Origin of the sequence: Nostoc sp. (assembly GCF_036917465.1) — a bacterium.
GTDB lineage: Bacteria > Cyanobacteriota > Cyanobacteriia > Cyanobacteriales > Nostocaceae > Nostoc.
In genome coordinates this window covers 132,152-156,268 of the sequence record NZ_JBALDL010000085.1, presented here as the reverse complement: position 1 = coordinate 156,268, position 24,117 = coordinate 132,152, and the positions used below count along the sequence as shown (strand labels likewise).

The window sequence follows — 24,117 nt, the reverse complement described above, 5'->3', positions numbered from 1 at the left end:
CAATATTTATCCATCGTGTAAGAGCTTTGAAAATACTCGTTTAGGTTTTTAATAGGGAACAGGAATCTACAAATTCACTTTGTTGTTTCATCAAACTCACTAAGACTACAATAGTAAGAAATCTATTTGGTAAAGAGCTTTTCATAATTCTCCTTCTTCGTAATCTTCTTGTGTTTTTTTAATGGATAGTTGACCATCTTGTGCTGTAGAAACTACTTCAATGATTTGGGCTAAGTTAGCTACCGTTGGGTACTCAAGGAAATTTTGTAAGGATAATTCCACCGAGAAAATATTACGTAAACGAGATATTACTTGGGTTGCTAGCAGAGAATGTCCGCCAAGTTCAAAGAAGTTGTCATTGATGCCGATGCGCTCGGTTCCCAAGACTTCACTCCAGATTTGAATAAGTTGAGCTTCAATTGGTGTGCGAGGTGAAACAAAGCCAGTGGCAAGATTTCTCGTGGCTGTATCCGGTGCTGGTAGGGCGCGACGATCCACCTTACCATTAGGTGTTAAAGGTAGGGCATTGAGGAGGACAAAAGCTTGCGGAACCATGTAATTGGGTAGCTTTTGTTGGATAAATTCCCGCACTTGTGGAACTAGCTTCTGGACTAACTTGCCGTATAGGGGATTGTTAGTGTAGTCAGTCCAGGGTTTGGTAGTGACTTTTGAATTATCCCAAAAGGCGATTGCTTTTTGTTCTTGATTGCGGCAAAATACCACATCGAATGCACCATCTTGGCTACTTTCCCACCAACTCATGTGGACTGTGTAACCCAAATGCTGCCCTAACTGGTAAAACTCCTCTGGGTTGATCCCAGCTGCTGGCTGTTTTGCTAGCAGTAGCCGCAATTGCCCCACTGTTTCCACACCAGGAGAATTTTCCAACCATTGGCAAATCTGTAGTGCTTGCTGCACCCGTTGATTGGGAACGCCCCTAATCCCTAAAAGTTCTGGTTGTTCTTTGTGCAGTTGATTTTGAATTTGTGCCAAGGAGAGCTTGTCTAGTTGCCAATTTAACCAAGGAACTACCTTTGTTTGGACATCAGTACCCAGATGCAGGGTGACATCATAGCGGAATTGAGTTAACTCATTTTGGCTGTTGCCGCGTTTGGGCTGAATCTCCACCCAAGTAATTTGCGGAAACTGTGTTTGCAGGGCGATGAAGAAACTAGGATCAATCACCAATTCTTCTTCGGCGGCTACACTAGAGTGTACCTGTTGCTGCCATTGCTCAACAGTTCTTTCTTCAGTAGCTTGGGATAACTGCACGGCTGCATGGTATGGTTCGAGCAAAGGCTTGCTGCGGACATCCCCTACAAATAGAGTACCGCTTTTGCCGATCGCAGCGATCGCACCTTCGATAACTTGCAACAAATACTCCACACTGGGGAAGTATTGCACCACTGAGTTGATGACTACAGTATCAAACTCTCCTTTGGGGATAAGAGTAAAGTCATCCGCCATTTGGTGCAGCAATCGCACATTTTCTAGACCTTCAACTGTTTTACATACCTGCTCAACATGTTGGATGGCAGCGCTGGAATAATCACATCCCCAATAATATTTACAGTGCTTGGCAACGCGAGATAGCAGCAACCCTGTTCCACAACCAATTTCTAATACTTGCTGCGGTGACAGAGACAAAATTCGGTCTACTGTACTCTCAACCCACTCCTGCATTTCTAGGGCTGGGATTGCTTCTTTGGTGTAACTACTATTCCAACCAGAAATATTAAACGTGGGGTCATCGATGGATGCTTGAGGTTGCCCATAAGCTTGTTCATAGAGCGTTTGCCAGTCGCTCACGTACTCACTCTGCCATTGAGCAACCTGCTGGGGTAATACTTTATTTTTGAGTGCAGGTACTAAGTAAGCTGTTAACTGTTTATCACCAGTATTATCAATGGCGACTACGACACCTTCTTGTATGAAGGGATGTTGGCTCAAAACTGCTTCAATTTCGCCCAGTTCTATACGGAAGCCGCGCACCTTTACTTGGTTGTCGATGCGTCCCAGGTATTCTATGTTGCCATCTGGTAAGTAACGGGCTAAATCCCCTGTTTTGTATAATCTACTCCTTCCTACTTCCTCAAAAGGATTGGGGATAAATTTCTCTTGTGTCAATTCCAAACGGTTGAGATAGCCTCTTGCTAACCCGACACCACCAATGTGCAGTTCTCCTGGTACACCAATGGGTACTGGTTGTAAGTGCGAGTCTAAAATGTAGATTTGTTTGTTGGCAATTGGACGGCCAATGGTCACTTTCTCATCAAAAGGCGTGCATTTTGCAACTGTGGCGCAGACGCTAGCTTCTGTTGGCCCGTAAGCATTTAAGAAGCTTCTATCAACAGACCATTGTCTAATTAGTTCAGCAGAACAAGCTTCGCCGGCGACAATTATTGTTTGCAGGGCTGGGAGTTCTTCTTCTGGCAGCACTGCCAGGGCTGATGGTGGTAGGATGACATGGGTAATACCATAATCGCGTAATCGCTCAATTAACGGCGCACCCGGCATGAGAGAGTCTTTTGTTCCTAGATAAAGAGTTGACCCTGATGCCCAAGTCATCAATATTTCCGAGATGCAAGCATCAAAGCTGAAGGAGGCAAACTGGAGAACGCGACTATCACAATCCACGCCAAAAGCCTTAATTTGAGCTTGAGCTAGGTTGCATAATCCGCTATGTTCAACCATCACCCCTTTCGGTTTACCTGTGGAACCACTCGTGTAAATCACATTCGCTAGATGAGAAGCCGTCACCCCATTAGAAAAGTTATCTTGGCTATTTTGAGCAATTTCTGACCAGATTTCATCTAAAAAGACTGTGTTGGCTTGATTTGGGGGTAGTTTCTCAAAAAGGTGCTGTTGGGTTAGCAGTACCCAAACTTGAGCGTCTTCTAGCATAAAGCTGAGACGGTCTTGAGGATATTCCGGGTCAAGGGGTACGTAAGCACCACCCGCTTTGAGAATTGCCAAAAGCCCGATCGCCATTAATAGCGATCGCTCCACACACAACCCTACTAATACATCGGCTCCCACTCCTAAAGACCGTAAGTAATGCGCCAACTGGTTAGCGCGACAATTCAATTCGTGGTAGGTGAGTTGTTCATTTTCAAAGACAACTGCAACTGCATCTGGAGTCCGCTCTACCTGTGACTCAAATAACTGATGAATACACAAATCTTGAGGATAATCTGCTTGAGTATCATTCCACTCCACCAACAATTGATGTCGTTCTTGCTGGGTGAGCAAGGGCATTAATGCCACTGGCTGCTGTGGGTTAGCGACAATTGCCGTAAGTAAAGTTACAAAATGTTGCATCATGCGGGCGATCGTTGCCGCATCAAATAAATCCCGGTTGTAAGAGCAAAATCCACTAAGACCTTCTGGTGCATCCCACAAGTAAACTTCTAGGTCAAGGCGAACTGAGTCAAGTCCTGAAGGCATCCCTTCAACTTTCAAATCAGGCAGATCCCAAGGGGCGCTAGGAGCATTTTGGAGGGCAAACACCACCTGCGTTAACGGATTGCGATCCAAGTTCCGCTCAAGTTGCAACTCTTCGACTAACATCTCAAAGGGTAAATCTTGATGATCGTAGGCATTTTGGGTAACTTTTCGCACCTGTGCCAGTAATGCTTCAAAGGTCGGTTCTTGGGATAAATCGAATCTTAGTGCCAGACTATTGACAAAAAACCCAATTAACTCTTCTATCTCTATACGGTTGCGATTTGCGATCGGTGAGCCGACTACCAAATCTGTTTGTCCACTGTAGCGAGACAGTAACACCACAAAACCCGCCAGCAGTGTCATAAACAGCGTGCTTCCAGACTCTTGAGACAGCTTTTTCAACTGCTGCGTCAGCAAGGCATCTAGTTTAAGTTGCTCTGTGCCGCCTCGGAAAGTCTGTATGGCTGGGCGGGGGCGGTCTGTGGGTAATTCTAATAGAGGTGGCGCTCCCGTTAAATGTTGCTTCCAGTAGCTTAACTGACGCTCTAGTACCTGATTTGTGAACCACTGACGCTGCCACACAGCGAAGTCGGCATACTGGATGGGTAACTCTGGTAACTCAACAGAACTACCCGTTGAAAAACTTCGATAATAGGCTGACAGTTCACCGATCAAAACGCCCATTGACCAACCATCAGCAGCAATATGGTGGATTGCGAATAGCAATACATACTCGTCTTCAGCGACTTGCCAAAGCTTGACTCGCAGCACAGGGCCATTAGCTAAATCGAATGGTTTGCAGGCTTCTGCTGTTGCCAGTTGCTCTACTTGTTTCCAGGGGTCAGGCAAATTCTGTAGATCGACCACTGGTAACGTGATGGTCATATTGGGATCTATTACCTGTACTGGCTGATTATTCCTAATTTCAAAATGAGTCCGTAGAACTTCATGGCGCTGCACTATCTTTGCAAAGGCTTGTTCTAAAGCTTTGACGTTGAGATTTCCTAACAAACGCAAGGTGAAATCTATTGTGTAAGCACCGCTTTCGCCTTCTAATTGGTTTACAAACCACAAACGCTCTTGCGCCCAAGATAGCGGTATGTCTGCGTCTCTGGAAACAGGTGCGATGCCTGCTCTGGGCGTAGCCATCGCAGGTACTGCCAAACCAGAACCAGTTTCAAGTTGAGCTAAAATCGCCTCACTTAATTGGGAAACTGTCGGTGACTCAAAGATATGGCGTAATGGCAACGAAGTTCCAAAAGCTTCTTGCAAGCGAGAAATTACCTGAGTAGCTATCAGGGAATGTCCCCCAATTTCAAAGAAATTATCGTAAAGACCTACCTTTTCTACTTGTAAAGCTTTTTGCCAAATAGCAGCAATGATTTTTTCTGCTTCTGTATTTGGCATGACATAATAAGCTTCATTTAGCTCATGCGTTGGCAGCGCCCGATGGTCTATTTTACCGTTTGGTGTTAAAGGTAGGTTTTCTAGCAGCACAAAGCTGGAGGGGATCATGTAACTGGGCAGGAGTTTCTTGAGATTAGCTCTTAAAGATTGAGCTAAGTTATCGGGGTGATGATTTTTTTGATTGCCATTTTTCTGTTGCGGTACAACATAAGCTACTAGGCGTTTGTTATTCAGTTGGTCTTCCTGTGCAACTACGACTACTTCCTGTACTTCAGGTAGCTGAGATAGTACTGCTTCAATTTCTCCCAACTCAATACGGAAGCCACGAATTTTTACCTGATTGTCGATGCGTCCCAAGTATTCAATGCTGCCATTCAATAAATAGCGTGATAAATCCCCAGTTTTATAAAGTCGAGAATGCGGTTCATCGCTAAAAGGATTGGAGATGAATTTCTCTTGTGTTAACTCTGGGCGGTTGAGATAACCTTGCGCCAAGGAAGCACCACCAATATGCAATTCTCCTGGCACACCAACGGGTACTGGTTGTAAATACTCATCTAAAATGTAGATTTGCGTATTAGCAATTGGACGACCGATAGATGGTGAGATATTATCAGAGACTCCATCAGAAACTACTATCCCTGAAGTTGTCACAACAGTATTCTCAGTTGGGCCATAATTATTCACGACCTGGAAAGGCAATAAACTTGATGGATATCGATGAAGTTTATCTCCCCCAGTCAGTAGAGTTCGCAAGGCGGAATTTTCTGTCCATTCCAGAGATAATAATTGCTCTGCCACTGGTGTTGGCAGAAAACTGATGGTAATATTTTGCGATCGCAACCAATCTTGCAAATCAACTGGTGATGCAATGATTCCAGGTTTGAGTAAATAAATACTTGCTCCTGCGGTTAGATAAGGCCACAATTCCCAGACAGCAGCATCAAATGCTGTAGAAGCTACCTGAGTGGCTTTGTCTAAAGCCGTGATTTCAAAAGCTTTGTTGTGCCAAAATACGAGATTTAGCAGTGCATAATGGGTAACTAATACTCCCTTCGGTTGCCCTGTTGAACCAGAAGTATAAATCACATAAGCTAAGTTACTAGCTTTGCTAGCAGTAATTAGATTCTCTTGGCTGGAGAGAGAAATTACTTGAGCATCAGTATCTAAGCATACGATCGACTCTTGATTTGGGGGTAGTTTATCAACGAGTTGCTGCTGAGTCAGCAAAACTGAAACTTGAGCATCACGGAGAATAAAGTGCAAACGTTCAGTTGGATATTCTGGATCAAGTGGCAGATATGCACCACCTGCTTTGAGAATTCCCAACAGTCCCACAACCATTTCTAAAGAACGCTCAACGCAAATGCCCACTAGCACATCGGCTTTCACACCCAATGAGCGCAAATAATGCGCCAACTGGTTAGCGCGGCTATTCAATTCAGCATAAGTCAGTTGTTCATTTTCAAATACAACTGCTACTGCATCAGGTGTAAGCTCAACCTGCTCCTCAAACAACTGATGAATACATTTATCTTGTGGATAGTCTACCTGAGTATTATTCCACTCAACTAATAACTGTTGCTGCTCAACTGTTGTGAGCATTGGCAATTGAGAAATTCGTTCTTGGGGATTTGCCACAATTGCTTCTAGCAGTGTGACAAAATGATCTGCCATCCGTGCGATCGTGCTGCGATCGAACAAATCGATATTGTACTCCAAAATTCCCGCTAATCCAGTTGCAGTGTTAGCGATCGCTAAAGTCAAATCAAACTTGGCAGAGACGTTTTCTGTTGGCAAATCACTTATAGTTAGCCCAGTCAGTTCTACTTGAGACACAGGCGCATTCTGAAACAAAAACGCCACCTGAAATAGCGGTGTATGGCTTAAGTTACGTTGTGGCTGCAATACTTCTACCAGCATTTCAAAGGGCAAGTCTTGATGAGCATAAGCGGATAATGCCATTTCCCGAACACGAGTAAGTAATTCGCTAAAGCTAGGATTTTCCGATAAATCAGTCCGCATTACTAAGGTATTGACAAAAAAGCCAATTAACCCTTCTACTTCACTGCAATTTCGGTTAGCAATTGGTGTCCCCACCAAAATATCTGCTACACCTGTGTAGCGGTAAAGTAAAGTATCAAACGCTGCCAACAGTGTCATAAAGAGGGTACAACCTTGTTGCTGACTAAGTTGTGTCAGTTTACTAGTTAGTTCCTCAGAAAGCGCAAACTCTTGATATGCGCCAGCGAAGGTTTGCACAGCAGGTCTAGTTCGGTCAGTGGGAAGCGACAATAAAGCTGGTGCGTCTTTTAGTTGTTGTTGCCAATAACTCAATTGACTTTGCAGCACATCTCCTTGCAACCACTGTCTCTGCCAAATTGCAAAATCTGCGTACTGAATCGGCAGTGGCGCTAATGGTGACGTTTGACCTTGAGAATAGGCATTGTACAGGGCTGCTAGTTCTTGGACAAACACACCCATTGACCACTCATCACTAACAATGTGATGCATACAAACTAACAATAAGTGTTCTGTCTCATTAAGAACTACTAATGTCGCTCTGAGTAGAGATGCACTTTTGAGGTCAAAGGGTTGAATGGTTTGTTGTTGCACTAATTGCTGTGAAGCTCTTTCTTTCTCGCTGGTTGGCAGATGTTGCAATTCAACTACTGATATTGTCCAATTCGTTTGTATTTGAATGACTTGAGAAGCTTTTCCATCAACTGTAACGAAGTTGGTGCGTAACGCTTCGTGGCGATAAATAATTTCTCGCAAGCTTTCCTCTAAGGCAGCAACATTAAGAGTTCCTGCTAGACGCAAAGCTATGGGGATGTTGTATAAAGCACTATTAGGTTGTAACTGGTCTAAAAACCATAAACGCTGTTGAGCATAAGACAGTGATAATTCTGCATTCTCTGCTCTTGGTAAGATGGGCGGGACGATTATTTCTAAGTTTTGTTGCTGCAACTCCCCAATAAGATGAGCTAATTGGGCAACTGTTGCGGCTGCAAACAGGCTCCGCAAAGGTAGTTCTATTTTGAAAATGTTGCGGATACGTGAAACTAGTTGCGTTGCTAGTAGTGAGTGTCCGCCAATTTCAAAGAAGTTATCATGAATGCCCACTTGCTCTACTTTCAAGACTTGCGCCCAAATTTGCGCCAGCATTTCTTCATTTGGAGTGCGTGGAGCTACATATTTGTCTTTGAATTCGCTGTATAAATCCGGTGCTGGTAGGGCGCGGCGGTCTACTTTACGGTTTGGTGTTAACGGTAGGGACTCCAGCACCACAAAAGTGTTTGGAACCATGTAAAGAGGCAGACGATTCGAGAGGAACTGACGCAGTTCGCTAATCGGGGGAATCTGCTCATGATAGGGTACTACGTAGGCGACTAAACGCTTATCCCCGATCGCATCTTCGCGGATAATCACACAAGATGTCTGCACATGGGAATGTTGGTTGAGGACAGCTTCAATTTCTCCCAACTCAATGCGGAATCCCCGGATTTTTACCTGATTGTCGATGCGTCCAAAGCATTCAATATTACCATCGGGTAAATAGCGTGCCAAATCCCCAGTTTTATAAAGCCGGGGGCTGGGGACTAGGGACTGGGGACTGGCGATTGGAGAAGGAGAAAAGAAAGAGCTATCTTTTTCCTCCTGGCTTCTGCCTCCTGACTGCTCAAATGGATTAGGAATAAATTTTTCGTCTGTCAATTCTTTGAGGTTGAGATAACCTCGTGCTAAACGCACACCACCAATGTGCAGTTCGCCTCTGACTCCAATTGGTACTGGTTGGAGATGGCGATCGAGGATGTAGGCTTGCGTATTAGCAATGGGACGACCAATTAGCACAGAATTGGTTTTTTCTGATTTGGGATGCAGCAAATCGTGGACTATGGCTGTCACCGATGCTTCGGTGGGGCCGTAGACATTTAGACAATTGACGCGATCGCCCACTAATTGCTGCCATAATGTCACTGTTTCTGGTAGAACGGCATCCCCACCCACAGCCACTAACCGCAGACTTTGGGGTACTGTCGCATCAGATTTAGATACTGCAACCGCCCATTCATGCCAATAGGCTGGCGTGATATTTAAGACACTCAGCTTTTGTTGTTCAATAAATTGGGCAAGACTGGCAAAGTCTGAGAACATTTGCATCGGTCTTAAGACCACAGTTGCACCTTTCAACCAAGTGGGAAAAATTTCTTCGGCTGCAACGTCAAAGCTGAAGGAAGCAAACTGCAAAACGCGATCGCAGCTAGTTAAACCAAATACTTCACTAATTGCACTGCTATGGTTAACTAAAGCCTCATGAGCAAGCATCACGCCTTTGGGTTTGCCGGTAGACCCAGAAGTATACAATATACAAGCCAAGTTTTCTGGCTCTACTTCACTCACCGGATTTTCTTGACTTTGATTCGTCAACATCCCAGATTCTGTATCTAAGACGATGATTTTTACGTCTTGGACTGGCAAGGAATTGAGCAATTTCTGTTCTGTAATCAGCACAGAGAATTGTGAATCTTGGGATATGTCAGCTAATCGTTGCTGAGGATAATCAGGATCTAGGGGGACATAACCGCCACCGGCTTTGAGGACGGCTAACAATCCGACGATAACGGATAGCGATCGCTCTAAATAAATCCCAACTAGAACTTCTGGCCCCACACCAACAGTTTGTAGATAATGTGCTAATTGATTTGCTTGGGTGTTCAACTCACCATAAGTTAACTGTTGATTTTCAAAGACAACTGCAATCGCATTTGGGGTATGTTCAACCTGTGACTCAAACAACTGATGAATACACAAATCTTCGGGATAATCCGCCTGAGTATCATTCCATCCGACAAATAACTGCCGTTGCTCAACATCTGTCAGCATTGGCAATTGGGAAATTTGCTGCTGTGGATTTTCCACAATTGCTTCTAGCAGTGTGACAAAATGACCCGCCATGCGTGCGATCGTGCTGGCATCAAACAAGTCTGTATTGTACTCCCACACACCCACCATTCCAGTAGGAGCGATCGCCATTGCTAAGGTCAAATCAAATTTTGCCGTTGCGCTTTCTATTGGCAAGGAAGTGACATTTAACCCAGTCAGTTCTACTTCCGATAAAGGATCGTTTTGGAGAAGAAAATCTACCTGAAACAGTGGCGCATGGCTGAGATCGCGTTCTGGCTGCAATGTTTCCACCAACATTTCAAAAGGCAAATCTTGATGGGAGTATGCCTCCATTGCCATTTGCCGAACACGAGTGAGTAATTCGCTAAAACTGGGATTGCCTGATAAATCAGTCCGCAAAACTAAAGTATTGACAAAAAAGCCAATTAACCCTTCAATTTCACCACGATTTCGGTTAGCGATCGGTGTACCCACCAAAATATCTGATTGTTCTGTGTAGCGGTAAAGTAAGGTATCAAAGGCTGCCAACAGCGTCATGAACAAAGTTACCCCTTGTTCCTGGCTCAGTTTTGTCAGCTTACTAGTTAGTTCAATAGACAGTTCAAACTGTTGATTTGCACCAGCAAAGGTTTGCACAGCAGGTCTGGGGCGGTCGGTGGGAAGCGATAATAAAGCTGGTGCATCTGCTAATTGTTTTTCCCAGTAACTCAATTGCTTTTGTAGGATATCTCCTTGCAACCATTGTCTTTGCCACAGTGCGAAATCTGCGTATTGAATCGGCAGTGGTGCTAAAGGAGAGGTTTGACCTTGAGAGTAAGCACTATAGAGCGCCGCTAGTTCTTGGACAAAAACACCCATTGACCAGCCATCACTGACAATATGATGCATACACATTAATAATATGTGTTCTGTCTCGGACAGTATTACTAATGTTGCTCTCACTAATGCCTGTGTTGCCAACTCAAAGGGCTGAATCGCTTGTTGTTGAGCTAATTGCTGTGTGGCAATTTCTTGTTCAGTTGCAGATAAATGTTTCCAATCAACAACTGATACTGTCCAATTTGTTTCTGTTTGAATGATTTGAGAGGGTTTTCCATCAATTGTGATGAAATTGGTGCGTAAGGCTTCGTGACGATGAATAATTTCTTCTAAGCTTTGTTCTAAGGCGGTTTTATTGAGACTGCCAACTAAACGCAAAGCTATGGGTATATTGTAGAACGCACTGTTAGGATCGAATTGATCTAAAAACCACAGCCGTGTTTGGGAATAAGATAGTGGTAATTCTGCATCCCGTAGTCTTGGTAAGATGGGTGGCGCAGTAAGTTGTAATTTTTGTTGCTGTAACTCCTGAATCGATTGAGCTAATTCGGCAACTGTCGCTGTAGCAAACAACTCACGCAATGGCAGTTCTACTTGAAAGTTAGAGCGGATACGTGATACCAGTTGCGTTGCTAGTAGTGAGTGTCCTCCAAGTTCAAAGAAGTTATCATAAATACCCACTTGCTCGACTTTTAGCACTGTTGCCCAAATTTGTGCCAGCATGTCTTCGCTGGGTGTGCGTGGAGCAACATATTTGTCTTTGAGTTCATGATCTAAATCCGGTGCGGGTAAGGCACGGCGGTCTACTTTACCATTGGGAGTTAGTGGCATTTCCTCCAACACCACAAAAGCCTGGGGCATCATGTAATGAGGGAGTTTTGCTTTCAGGTAGTGGCGTAGTTCGCTAATTGCAAGGGTAGAGTGCTGATGCAAAGCTACGTAGGCAACTAAGCGCTTACTTGTACTGAGCGGAGTCGAAGTATCACCTGGGATATCTTCACGAGCAATAACACAAGATGTTTGCACATGAATATTTTGGTTTAGTGCAGCTTCAATTTCTCCCAACTCAATACGGAAGCCACGGATTTTTACCTGATTGTCGATGCGTCCCAAGTATTCAATGCTGCCATTCAATAAATAGCGTGATAAATCCCCAGTTTTATAAAGTCGAGAATGCGGTTCATCGCTAAAAGGATTGGAGATGAATTTCTCTTGTGTTAACTCTGGGCGGTTGAGATAACCTTGCGCCAAGGAAGCACCACCAATATGCAATTCTCCTGGCACACCAACGGGTACTGGTTGTAAATACTCATCTAAAATGTAGATTTGCGTATTAGCAATTGGACGACCGATAGATGGTGAGATATTATCAGAGACTCCATCAGAAACTACTATCCCTGAAGTTGTCACAACAGTATTCTCAGTTGGGCCATAATTATTCACGACCTGGAAAGGCAATAAACTTGATGGATATCGATGAAGTTTATCTCCCCCAGTCAGTAGAGTTCGCAAGGCGGAATTTTCTGTCCATTCCAGAGATAATAATTGCTCTGCCACTGGTGTTGGCAGAAAACTGATGGTAATATTTTGCGATCGCAACCAATCTTGCAAATCAACTGGTGATGCAATGATTCCAGGTTTGAGTAAATAAATACTTGCTCCTGCGGTTAGATAAGGCCACAATTCCCAGACAGCAGCATCAAATGCTGTAGAAGCTACCTGAGTGGCTTTGTCTAAAGCCGTGATTTCAAAAGCTTTGTTGTGCCAAAATACGAGATTTAGCAGTGCATAATGGGTAACTAATACTCCCTTCGGTTGCCCTGTTGAACCAGAAGTATAAATCACATAAGCTAAGTTACTAGCTTTGCTAGCAGTAATTAGATTCTCTTGGCTGGAGAGAGAAATTACTTGAGCATCAGTATCTAAGCATACGATCGACTCTTGATTTGGGGGTAGTTTATCAACGAGTTGCTGCTGAGTCAGCAAAACTGAAACTTGAGCATCACGGAGAATAAAGTGCAAACGTTCAGTTGGATATTCTGGATCAAGTGGCAGATATGCACCACCTGCTTTGAGAATTCCCAACAGTCCCACAACCATTTCTAAAGAACGCTCAACGCAAATGCCCACTAGCACATCGGCTTTCACACCCAATGAGCGCAAATAATGCGCCAACTGGTTAGCGCGGCTATTCAATTCAGCATAAGTCAGTTGTTCATTTTCAAATACAACTGCTACTGCATCAGGTGTAAGCTCAACCTGCTCCTCAAACAACTGATGAATACATTTATCTTGTGGATAGTCTACCTGAGTATTATTCCACTCAACTAATAACTGTTGCTGCTCAACTGCTGTGAGCATTGGCAATTGGGAAATTCGCTCTTGGGGATTTGCCACAATTGCTTCTAGCAGTGTGACAAAATGATCTGCCATCCGTGCGATCGTGCTGCGATCAAATAAGGCGGTATTGTACTCCAACACTCCCGCCAGTCCAGCCGCAGTGTTTTCCATTGCTAAAGTCAAATCAAACTTAGAAGTTGCACTTTCTACTAGCAATGGATTGACAGTTAACCCAGTCAACTCTACTTGAGACATGGGTACATTCTGGAGAACAAACATTACCTGAAACAGTGGTGTATGGCTTAAGTTCCGTTCTGGCTGCAATGCTTCCACCAGCATTTCAAAGGGCAAGTCTTGATGAGCATAAGCTCCTAGAGCCATTTCCCGAACACGAGTGAGTAATTCGCTAAAGCTAGGATTACCTGATAAATCAGTTCGCATCACCAAGGTATTGACAAAAAAGCCAATCAACCCTTCAATTTCACCGCGATTTCGGTTAGCAATAGGAGATCCAATCAGAATATCTGCCACACCTGTGTAGCGGTGAAGTAATGTATCATAAGCTGCCAACAGCGTCATAAAGAGGGTACAACCTTCTTGCTGACTAAGTTTTGTCAGCTTAGTAGTTAGTTCCTGAGAAATTGCAAAATGTTGGTATGCCCCGGCAAAAGTCTGCACAGCCGGTCTGGGTCGGTCAGTGGGAAGCGATAATAAGGCTGGTGAATCTTTTAGTTGCTTTTGCCAATAACTCAATTGGCTTTGCAGTACATCTCCTTGGAACCACTGTCTCTGCCAAAGTGCGAAATCTGCATACTGAATTGGCAGTGGTTCTAAAGGTGTGGGCTGACCTTGAAAATAAGCATTGTATAGGGCTGCTAGTTCTTGGACAAACACACCCATTGACCAGCCATCACTAACAATGTGGTGCATACAGACTAACAACAAGTGTTCTGTCTCGGATAGCACTACTAATGTTGCTCTCACTAATGGTTGCGTTGCCAACTCAAAGGGCTGAATCGCTTGTTGTTGAGCTAATTGCTGTGAAGCTATTTTTTGCTCACTTGTTGGCAGATGTTGTAAATCAACTACTGATACTGTCCAATTTGTTTGTGTTTGAATAACTTGAGAAGGTTCTCCATCAGCGATCGCAAAGTTGGTGCGTAATGCTTCGTGACGATGAAGAATTTCAATTAAGCTTTGTTCTAAGATAGCAACATTAAGAGTTCCGACTAGACGCAAAGCTATAAGTAAGTTGTAGAAAGCGCTATTCGGGTTTAACTGTTCTAAAAACCATAGCCGTGTTTGGGCAAACGACAGTGGTAATTCTGCGTTCTTGGCTCTTGGTAAGATGGGTGGTGCTGTTAATTCTAAATCCTGTTGCTGCGATCGCTGAATATGTTCTGATAATTGGGCAACTGTGGGCGCAGCAAATAAGCTTCGCAATGGTAGTTCTACCTTTAAGCTGGTACGCACACGAGAGATCAGTTGCGTTGCTAGTAGTGAGTGTCCCCCAAGTTCAAAGAAGTTGTCATGTATGCCCACAAGCTCTACTTTTAAGACTTGTGTCCAAATTAGTGACAAGATTTCTTCGATTGGGTTACGTGCGGCAACATATTTATCCAATAATTGGCTGTGTAAATCAGGTACAGGTAGGGCGCGGCGATCTAGTTTCCCGTTGGGGGTAAGCGGTAAGGCTTCTAGGATAACGATTGCACTTGGAACCATATACTCTGGTAGCTTTGACTTTAGGAAGCCACGCACAACGCTTACTGTGAGCGTCTGCTCTTTTTGAGGCACAACGTAAGCGGCTAGGTATTTATTCCCAGGAATGTCTTCGCGGGCGATCGCACAAGATGCTTGCACATCACCTATTTGGCTCAGTACTGCTTCAATTTCGCCCAACTCAATGCGGAAACCCCGAATTTTAACTTGGTTATCTATGCGTCCTAAAGATTCGATGTTCCCGTCAGGTAAATAGCGTCCTAAATCCCCTGTTTTATAGAGACGGGAATCCGGCTCATCGCTAAAGGGGTTGAGGATAAATTTCTCTTGTGTTAACTCCCTTCTGTTAAAGTAACCTTGCGCTAAAAGAACACCAGCAATATACAATTCTCCTGGTACACCAATCGGTACAGGCTGTAAGAATCTGTCTAGGATGTAGATTTGCGTGTTGGCAATGGGACGACCAATATAAGGAAGTAGCGGCCAAGTTTCGACTGAATTATTCAGAATAAAACTGCTAGCTAAATGACTCTCTGATGGCCCATACTGATTGTGCAATGTACAATCAGTTAGTTTACTAAACCATTGAGAAATGGCGGGGGTAATCTGCAACTGTTCTCCAGAAGTAATGATTTCCCGCAAATGATTATTCACCAATTCACTACCAACAGCAACTTCAGCTAGTTGTTGTAAGCCAACAAAAGCGAGAAACATTCTCTCAATTGCTTTTTCTTGGAGAAAACCTAACAAAGCAGAGGCATCTTGGCGTAATTCTTCCCCAATTAAGAACAATGTGCCACCAGAACACCAAGTAGTGAAGATTTCTTGAAAGGAGACATCAAAGCTAATTGAAGCAAATTGCAAAGTTTTTGCTCCACGAGCAATTTTCAGATTTTCCCCATGCCACAAGACATGATTGCAAAGGGCAATGTGACTCATGGCTATACCCTTGGGTTGACCTGTGGAGCCAGAAGTATAAATTATATAAACTAAGTTATGCGCTTCTACGCCAGAGATAAGATTGTCCTGACTGCACTGAGAAATTAGTCCAGCGTCAGTATCCAAACAAACAAGTTTTGCTTGATTTGAGGGCAGTCTGTCGAGAACTGACTGCTGGGTTAGCAATACTGAAGCTTGAGTATCTTCTAAAATAAAGCTCAAACGCTCAGTTGGATACTCTGGATCAAGTGGCACATAAGCAGCACCCGCTTTCAGAATCCCTAATAGTCCGATGACCATTTCTAAAGAACGCTCAACACACAGACCTACCAGGGTATCAGCTACCACACCCAAAGACCGCAAGTGATTCGCTAACTGGTTAGCGCGGTTGTTTAATTCCTGGTAAGTAAGTTGTTGATTTTCAAACTCTACTGCTACTGCATTGGGTGTACGCTCCACTTCCTCTTCAAACAACTCAGGGATGCACTTATGTAGTGGATAATCCACCTGAGTAGCGTTCCACTCGACAAGTAACTGCTGTTGCTCAACTTCTTTCAGCAGAGGCAATTGGGAAATTTGCTGTTCTGGGTTAGTAATAATACTTTCAAGCAATGTCACAAAATGACTCGTCATTCGCTCAATGGTACTACTATCAAACAAGTCAGTATTGTATTCCCACAACCCTACCATTCCATTCGCAGTGTTCTGCATAATCAAAGTTAAATCAAACCTGGAAGTTATACCTTTTATTGGCAATTCCCTAACAGTTAACCCAGTCAATTCTAATTGAGACATGGGCGCATTCTGAAGGACAAACATTACCTGAAATAGTGGTGTATAACTGAGATCCCGTTCTGGCTGCAATGCTTCTACCAACATTTCAAAAGGCAAATTCTGATGAGAGTATGCCTGCATTGCCATGTCACGGACACGACCCAGCAATTCGCTAAAACTGGGATTGCCTGAGACATCAGTCCGCATGACTAAAGTGTTGACAAAAAAGCCAATTAACCCTTCTATTTCTGTGCGATCGCGGTTTGCAATTGGCGAACCCACCAAAATGTCTTCTGTACCTGTGTAGCGGTAAATCAAGGTATCATAAGCGGCCAACAGCGTCATGAACAAAGTTACCCCTTGCTCTTGGCTCAGTTTTGTCAGCTTACTAGTGAGTTCTTCGGAAAGTGCAAAATATTGATGTGTCCCATTATAAGTCTGCACAACTGGTCTTGGTCGGTCTGTGGGTAGCGATAATAAGGCTGGCGCTGAAGCTAATTGTTTTTGCCAATAAGTCAATTGGCTTTGTAGTACTTCCCCTTGCAACCATTGTCTTTGCCACAGTGCGAAATCTGCATATTGAATCGGCAGTGGCGCTAATGGTGAGGTTTGACCTTGAGAATAAGCATTGTACAGTGCTACTAACTCCTGAACAAACACACCCATTGACCAGCCATCAGAGACAATGTGATGCATACACATTAATAATATGTGTTCTGTCTCGGACTGCACTACTAATGTCGCTCTCACTAATGCTTGGTTTGCCAGATTGAAAGGTTGAATCGCTTGTTGTTGCGCTAATTCCTCGGTGGCAATTTCTTGTTCGGTTATAGATAAATGCTTCAAATCAACAACTGATACTATCCAAGTACTTTCGGTTTGAATGATTTGTGTAGGCTTTCCATCAACCGTAATGAAATTAGTGCGTAAGGCTTCGTGGCGAATAATTATTTCTTGTAAGCTTTGTTCTAACGCAGCAACTTGCACAGTTCCTGCTAAATGCAAAGCTAGGGGCATATTGTAGAATGGACTGTCTGGCTCGAATTGGTCTAAAAACCATAAACGCTGTTGAGCATAAGACAGTGTTAATTCTGCATTCTCTGCCCTTGGTAAGATAGGTGGTGCAAATTGTTCTGAGTTTTGCTGCTGTAACTGCCCAATCAAATGCGCTAATTCTGCTACTGTTGGAGCGGCAAATAACTCACGCAATGGTAGTTCCACTTTGAAGATGTTGCGGATGCGTGAAACTAGTTGCGTTGCTAGCAGCGAATGTCCCCCTAGTTCAAAGAAGTTATCATAAATGCCTACTTGCTCTACTTTCAGGACGTACGCCCAAATTTGTGTCAATAATTCTTCATTTGGACTACGTGGGGCTACATATTTGTCTAATAATTGACTGTGTAAATCAGGTGCGGGTAGGGCGCGGCGATCTATTTTGCCGCCAGGGGTAAGCGGTAGAGCGTCCAAGATGACTATTGCAGAAGGTACCATGTACTCTGGTAACTTTGACTTCAGGAAGCAGCGCAGGTCGTTAATTATAAGTGTCTGCTCTTTTTGGGACACAATGTAGGTGACTAGGCTTTTGTTTCCAGGAATGTCTTCACGGGCGATGACACAAGATGTTTGTAGATGTGGATATTCGCTCAATACTGCTTCGATTTCGCCCAACTCAATACGGAAGCCACGGATTTTTACTTGATTGTCAATTCGTCCCAAGTATTCAATATTGCCATCGGGTAAATAACGTGCTAAATCCCCAGTTTTATATAATTTTGACTTTTGACTTTTGACTTTTGACTTGTCAAAAGGATTAGGAATAAATTTCTCTTGTGTTAACTCAGGACGGTTGAGGTAGCCTTGTGCTAATGCCACACCGCCAAAGTGCAGTTCTCCTGCTATACCAATGGGAACGGGTTGTAAATGCTCGTCTAAAATATATACAGTCTTGTTAGGTAGAGGACAACCAATAGGAACTTTTTTCTGATTCGTGTCTTTGCTAAACTGGGGAGGAATTTCAAATAGGGTGGCTGTGATGGTTGCTTCTGTGGGGCCATAAGCGTTGAGCAAACGAACACCAGACATTGGGCTTTGTTGCCAAAGGGCGACATATTCGGGCAACATTACGTCTCCACCAACAATCACAAGTCTTAGTTGGCTGTTTGCATCATCTAATATTTTTGTTTTGGCTGACTCTTGAGCTAGTTGTTGCCAATAGGCCGTCGGAAGATTAACAACAGTGAGTCCAAAATCGGAAATTATTTTTTGAAAGTTTGTCGGAGTCCAGACATCTGAGCCTCGAAGTACCAAGGTTGCGCCAGCTATTAGTGTAGGAAATATCTGTTCTAATGAGGCATCAAAGTTAATTGAGGCAAACTGGAGTACGCGATCGCTCTGTACAAGTTCGTAAGCTTGTTGAATAATACAGCAGTGGCTGGCGATCGCACCATGTGAGATCGTAACCCCTTTGGGTTTGCCTGTAGAACCAGAGGTATAAATCACATAAGCTAAGTTACTTGCTTGCACAAGTGCGATGGCATTATCCTGAGTTGACTGAGAAATTAATTGCCAGTCAGTATCTAAACATACAACCTGCCCTTTATGCCCAGGCAATTTTTCAAGTAGTTTATCTTGTGTCAGCAGTACTGTAACTTGAGCATCTTCTAACATAAAGCTCAAGCGTTCAGCAGGATATTCAGGATCGAGTGGCAGATATGCCCCACCCGCTTTGAGAATCCCCAATATTCCTACTATCATTTCTAAGGAACGCTCTACACAAATACCAACTAGCACATCTGGTTTTACACCCAGAGTTTGTAAGTAGTGTGCCAACTGGTTAGCGCGACTATTTAACTCAGCATAAGTCAGTTGTTGATTTTCAAAGATAACTGCAACTGCATCTGAAATCCGCTCAACCTGCGACTCAAACAACTGATGGATACACAAATCTTGAGGATAATCCGCCTGAGTATTGTTCCACTCAACCAATAACTGCTGCTGTTCAACTTCTGTTAGCAGAGGTAATTGAGAAATGGGCTGAATCGGATTAGATACAATTGCTTCTAGCAGCGTCACAAAATGACCTGTCATCCGCTCAATGGTGCTGCTATCAAACAAGTCAGTATTGTATTCCCATACACCTACTAATCCATTAGCCGTGTTCTCCATTGACAAGGTAAGATCAAATTTTGCGGTTGCGCTTTCTATTGGCAATGAAGTGACACTTAATCCAGTCAACTCTACTTCTGATATGGACGCATTCTGGAGGGCAAACATCACTTGGAACAAAGGATTATAGCTGAGGTCACGTTGTGGTTGTAACGCTTCCACCAACATTTCAAAAGGTAAGTCCTGATGTGTGTATGCTCCTAAACACACTTCCCGAATGCGAACGAGTAATTCGTTGAAGCTGCGATCGCTAAAGACATCAGTCCGTATAATTAGAGTATTGACAAAAAAGCCAATTATCCCCTCTATTTCACTACTATTGCGGTTAGCAATTGGTGTCCCGACTAAAATATCTGCTACACCTGTGTAGCGATGAAGCAGGATATCATAAGCTGCCAACAGTGTCATAAACAACGTTACACCTTGTTGCTGACTTAGTTGTGTTAATTCACCTGTGAGCTTCTGTGAAAGTGCAAACTCTTGATGTGCGCCCGTGAAAGTTTGTACAGCTGGTCTGGATCGGTCTGTGGGTAGCGATAATAAAGCTGGTGCATCTGCCAATTGCTGTTGCCAGTAACTCAATTGACTTTGCAGTACTTCCCCTTGCAACCATTGTCTTTGCCACAGTGCGAAATCTGCATACTGAATCGGCAGTGGCGCTAACGGTGAGTTTTTGCCTTGAGAATAAGCATTGTACAGGGCTGCCAGTTCTTGGACAAACACACCCATTGACCAGCCATCAGAAACAATGTGGTGCATACACACGAACAATAGCTGTTCTGTCTCAGACAGGATTACTAATGTTGCCCTTACTAATACTTGTGTTGCCAACTCAAATGGCTGAATCGCTTGTTGTTGTGCTAATTGCTGTGAAGCTATTTGTTGCTCACTTGTAGATAAATGCTTCAAATCAACAATTGAAAGTGAGCAATTTATTTGTTTTTGAATGATTTGAGAAGCTTTTCCATCAATTGTAATGAAGTTGGTGCGTAAGGCTTCGTGACGAATAATTATTTCTTCTAAGCTTTGTTCTAAAGCGGTAACTTTGAGACTGCCAACTAGACGCAAAGCTATGGGGATATTGTATAAAGCACTGTTTGGTTCAAACTGATCTAAAAACCACAGACGCTGTTGAGCATAAGACAGGGCTAATTCTGCATTCTCTGCCCTTGGTAAAATAGGTGATGCAGACAGTTCTAAGTTTTGTTGTTGTAACTGCCCAATCAAACGCGCTAATTGAGCTACTGTTGTGGCGGCAAAGAGATTACGCAGTTGTAGTTCTACTTTGAAGACGTTGCGAATACGTGAAACTAGTTGCGTTGCTAATAGCGAATGTCCCCCTAGTTCAAAGAAGTTATCGTCAATGCCGATTTGTTCTACTTTCAGCACTTGTACCCAAATTTGAGCCAGCATTTCTTCTACGGGAGTGCGGGGTACTATATATCTATCTGATGACTGGCTGTGTAACTCTGGTGCAGGTAGGGCGCGGCGGTCTATTTTTCCGTTGGGAGTTAGTGGCATTTCCTCCAACATTACAAAAGCATTGGGAACCATATAATCTGGTAGTTTTGCTTTTATAAATTGCCGCAATTCACTGATTGAGGGTGTACAGTGTTGATGTGGCACGATGTAAGCAATTAAGCGTTTGTTCCCATAAATGTCATCGGGCGCGATCGCACACGATGTTTCTACATCATTATGTTGACTCAGTACTGCTTCAATTTCTCCCAACTCAATGCGGAAGCCACGGATTTTTACCTGATTGTCTATGCGTCCTAAGTATTCGATATTACCATCAGGTCGATAACGCGCTAAATCCCCAGTTTTATATAATCTACTCGCTCCTACCTCCCCAAACGGATTAGGAATGAATTTTTCTTGGGTTAATTCTGGACGGTTTAGGTAGCCGCGTGCTAATCCCGCACCACCAATGTGCAATTCTCCTGGCACACCAAGGGGAACTAGTTGCAATTGTGTATCTAAAATATAAATTTGAGTGTTAGCTATGGGACGACCAATGGGTGTGATAATACTTCTAGCTTCTAGTTGCGTTGACTCATTTCTAAGTTGGTAAATACTCGACCAGATTGTAGTTTCTGTCGGCCCGTAGAGATTCCAGACTTCGCTACCAGTTTCTAATAATTGATGGGCTAATTGATCTGGTAAGGCTTCTCCCCCACACAATAGTTTCATTCCTAACTGTTGAGTAGATAAGCCGGAAGCTAGCAGCATTTGCCAAGTGACTGGAGTAGCTTGCATCACCGTTGTGCCTGACTGCTGTAACTCTAGCAACAGCCTAGCACCATCACCGGCGACTTCACGCGAAACTACTACTAGCTTTGCTCCTACAATGAGTGGGAGATACAGTTCCAAAACCGCAATGTCAAAGGATATGGTAGTAATGGCACAGAAAGTATCAGAGTCAGTTAATCCTGGACAAAGACTCATGGAAGCTAAAAAGTTGACTACACAGTTGTGGTTAACTTGAACTCCTTTTGGCTTGCCTGTGGAACCTGAAGTATAAATTACATACGCCAAGTTTTCTGGTTTGTTTCCACTGAGTGGATTTTCTGGACTGTGTTGAGCAATGAGTTGGCGATCGCTATCAAAACATACTACCTGTGCGGTATGCTCTGGCAAAGATTCTAACAATGATTGCTGAGTTAACAACAATGGCAGCGCCGCATCATCTAAGATGACAGTTAAACGTTGTTGGGGATAGTTTGGGTCAAGAGGTACATAAGCCCCACCCGCCTTAAGAATCCCTAACAGTCCCACAACCATTTCTAGCGATCGCTCTACACATAACCCTACCAGTACATCGGCTCCCACGCCCAAAGACTTCAGGTGATGCGCCAACTGGTTAGCGCGATAGTTCAATTCTTGGTAAGTTAGTTGTTGATTTTCAAACACAACTGCTACAGCATCTGGAGTCCGCTCTACCTGCTCCTCAAATAACTGATGTATACATTTATCTTGGGGATAATCTACCCCTGTATCATTCCACTCAACCAATAACTGTTGTTGCTCAACTTCTTTTAGCAGAGGTAATTGCCAAATCTGCTGCTGTGGATTAGCTGCAATACCTTCCAGCAAGGTTACAAAATGCCCTGCCATGCGACTGATTGTAGTAGCCTCAAACAAGTCAGTATTGTATTGCCAACATAACTGGAAAACTTCTTGAGCTTCCATCACCATTAAATTCAGATCGAAGTCTGCACCCCGTTGATGTCCGAGCAAGTATGGCTCCATTTGAAGCACTTGTTCTCCACTGTGCAATGATTTCTCTGTTCGTTCACACCAACGTTGTGGTTGCCAAGTAAAACTCACTTGACACAAAGGAGAACGGCTGGGATCTCGCTGTGGCTGGAGTTGTTTTGCTAACAGAGAAAAAGGGTAATCTTGATGTGTTTGGGCTGTTTTTACGGTGTCGCTTACTTGAGCCAGAAATTCTGTAAATGTGGCGTTTTCTTCTATAGCAGTTCGTAAAACAGTCAGGTTAACAAAGTAGCCGACAATATCTTTAAAATCTCCACTCCACCGACCTCTCATCGGGCTTCCTATGAGGATGTCTTTTTGATTGGTGTAGCGGTAAAGTTGCACGTAAAATGCTGTCAGCAGAATCTGATAAAGGGTTGTTCCAGAGGTTTGAGCTAGATACTGAAGTTTTTGAATTAACTCTTTATCTAGCTTTGAAATATGTGCTGTTCCTTGATAAGTCTGTACAGTTGGGCGAGGTTTGTCTGCGAGTAAATTCAAAATTGGTAATTCGCCAGCTAACTGTTCTTGCCAGTATTGCCTGTGTTTTTCTCCCCTCGAACTGGATAGCATTTCTGACTGCCAACGGACTAAATCTAGATAAGATTTATTATTAGTTAAATCATCTATGGCGGTTTCTGTCTGCTGTAGACTAATTTGCTCAATTTCTTCAGCATACAGAGCTTGAAATTGACTCAGCAGTAAATCAAAAGACCACATATCACCTGCTATGTGGTGCATTGTTAGCAAGAGAATATGTTCTTCTGTTGACTGAGTAAATAAATTAACCCTCAAAACTGGATCTTTTTCTAAGTTAAAAGGGCGATCAGCGATCGCAAATATTTTTTCTTTTAAGTAATCTTCACTCCAGTTGCTGGCATCTGTTACCTCAAGATTAAAATTATGTTGTTGATTGATTTCCTGTACAGATTTACCTTCATGACTTGTATATGTCGTTCTGAGGATAGGATGATTTTCAATAATTTTTTCCCATACCCGATTAACAGAATTAATATTTAAATACGAATTAATTTTTACAGTAATAAATATATTATAAGCAACGCTCTCTGGAGCAATTTGGTAGATAAACCACATTGCTTCTTGACCGGAAGAGAGTGGGTAACTTGTTTTTACAATCATATCCATTAGAACTCCTTAAAACCCTGATTACTTTGTAACTATAAAAATACTGTGCAAATAGAGCAAACAATATATTTCAGACTTTAGACAAAATTACTACCTTATACCCTATTTTAATTAGAGTTTTAAAAAAGTTTTCGTGACTAAGAAATAGCTTTTCTACGAAGATAGATTTTGCTCTTGAAAATAATGTACATT

The 24,117-nt window shown here is 43.3% G+C and carries 1 protein-coding gene; it reads right to left on the bottom strand.

Annotated features, from left to right (window positions below; translation table 11 throughout):
• Nucleotides 1-141 precede the first annotated feature (141 nt).
• A complete protein-coding gene (locus V7K38_RS20335; protein WP_442940787.1) occupies nucleotides 142-23,919 on the bottom strand; it encodes a non-ribosomal peptide synthase/polyketide synthase in 23,778 nt (7,925 codons plus the stop codon).
• Between the last annotated feature and the right edge of the window lie 198 nt (nucleotides 23,920-24,117).

What these genes read in the sequence shown, in the direction of transcription:
- V7K38_RS20335 (WP_442940787.1), bottom strand. Translation starts at nt 23,919, where the DNA reads ATGATTGTAAAAACAAGTTACCCACTCTCTTCCGGTCAAGAAGCAATG.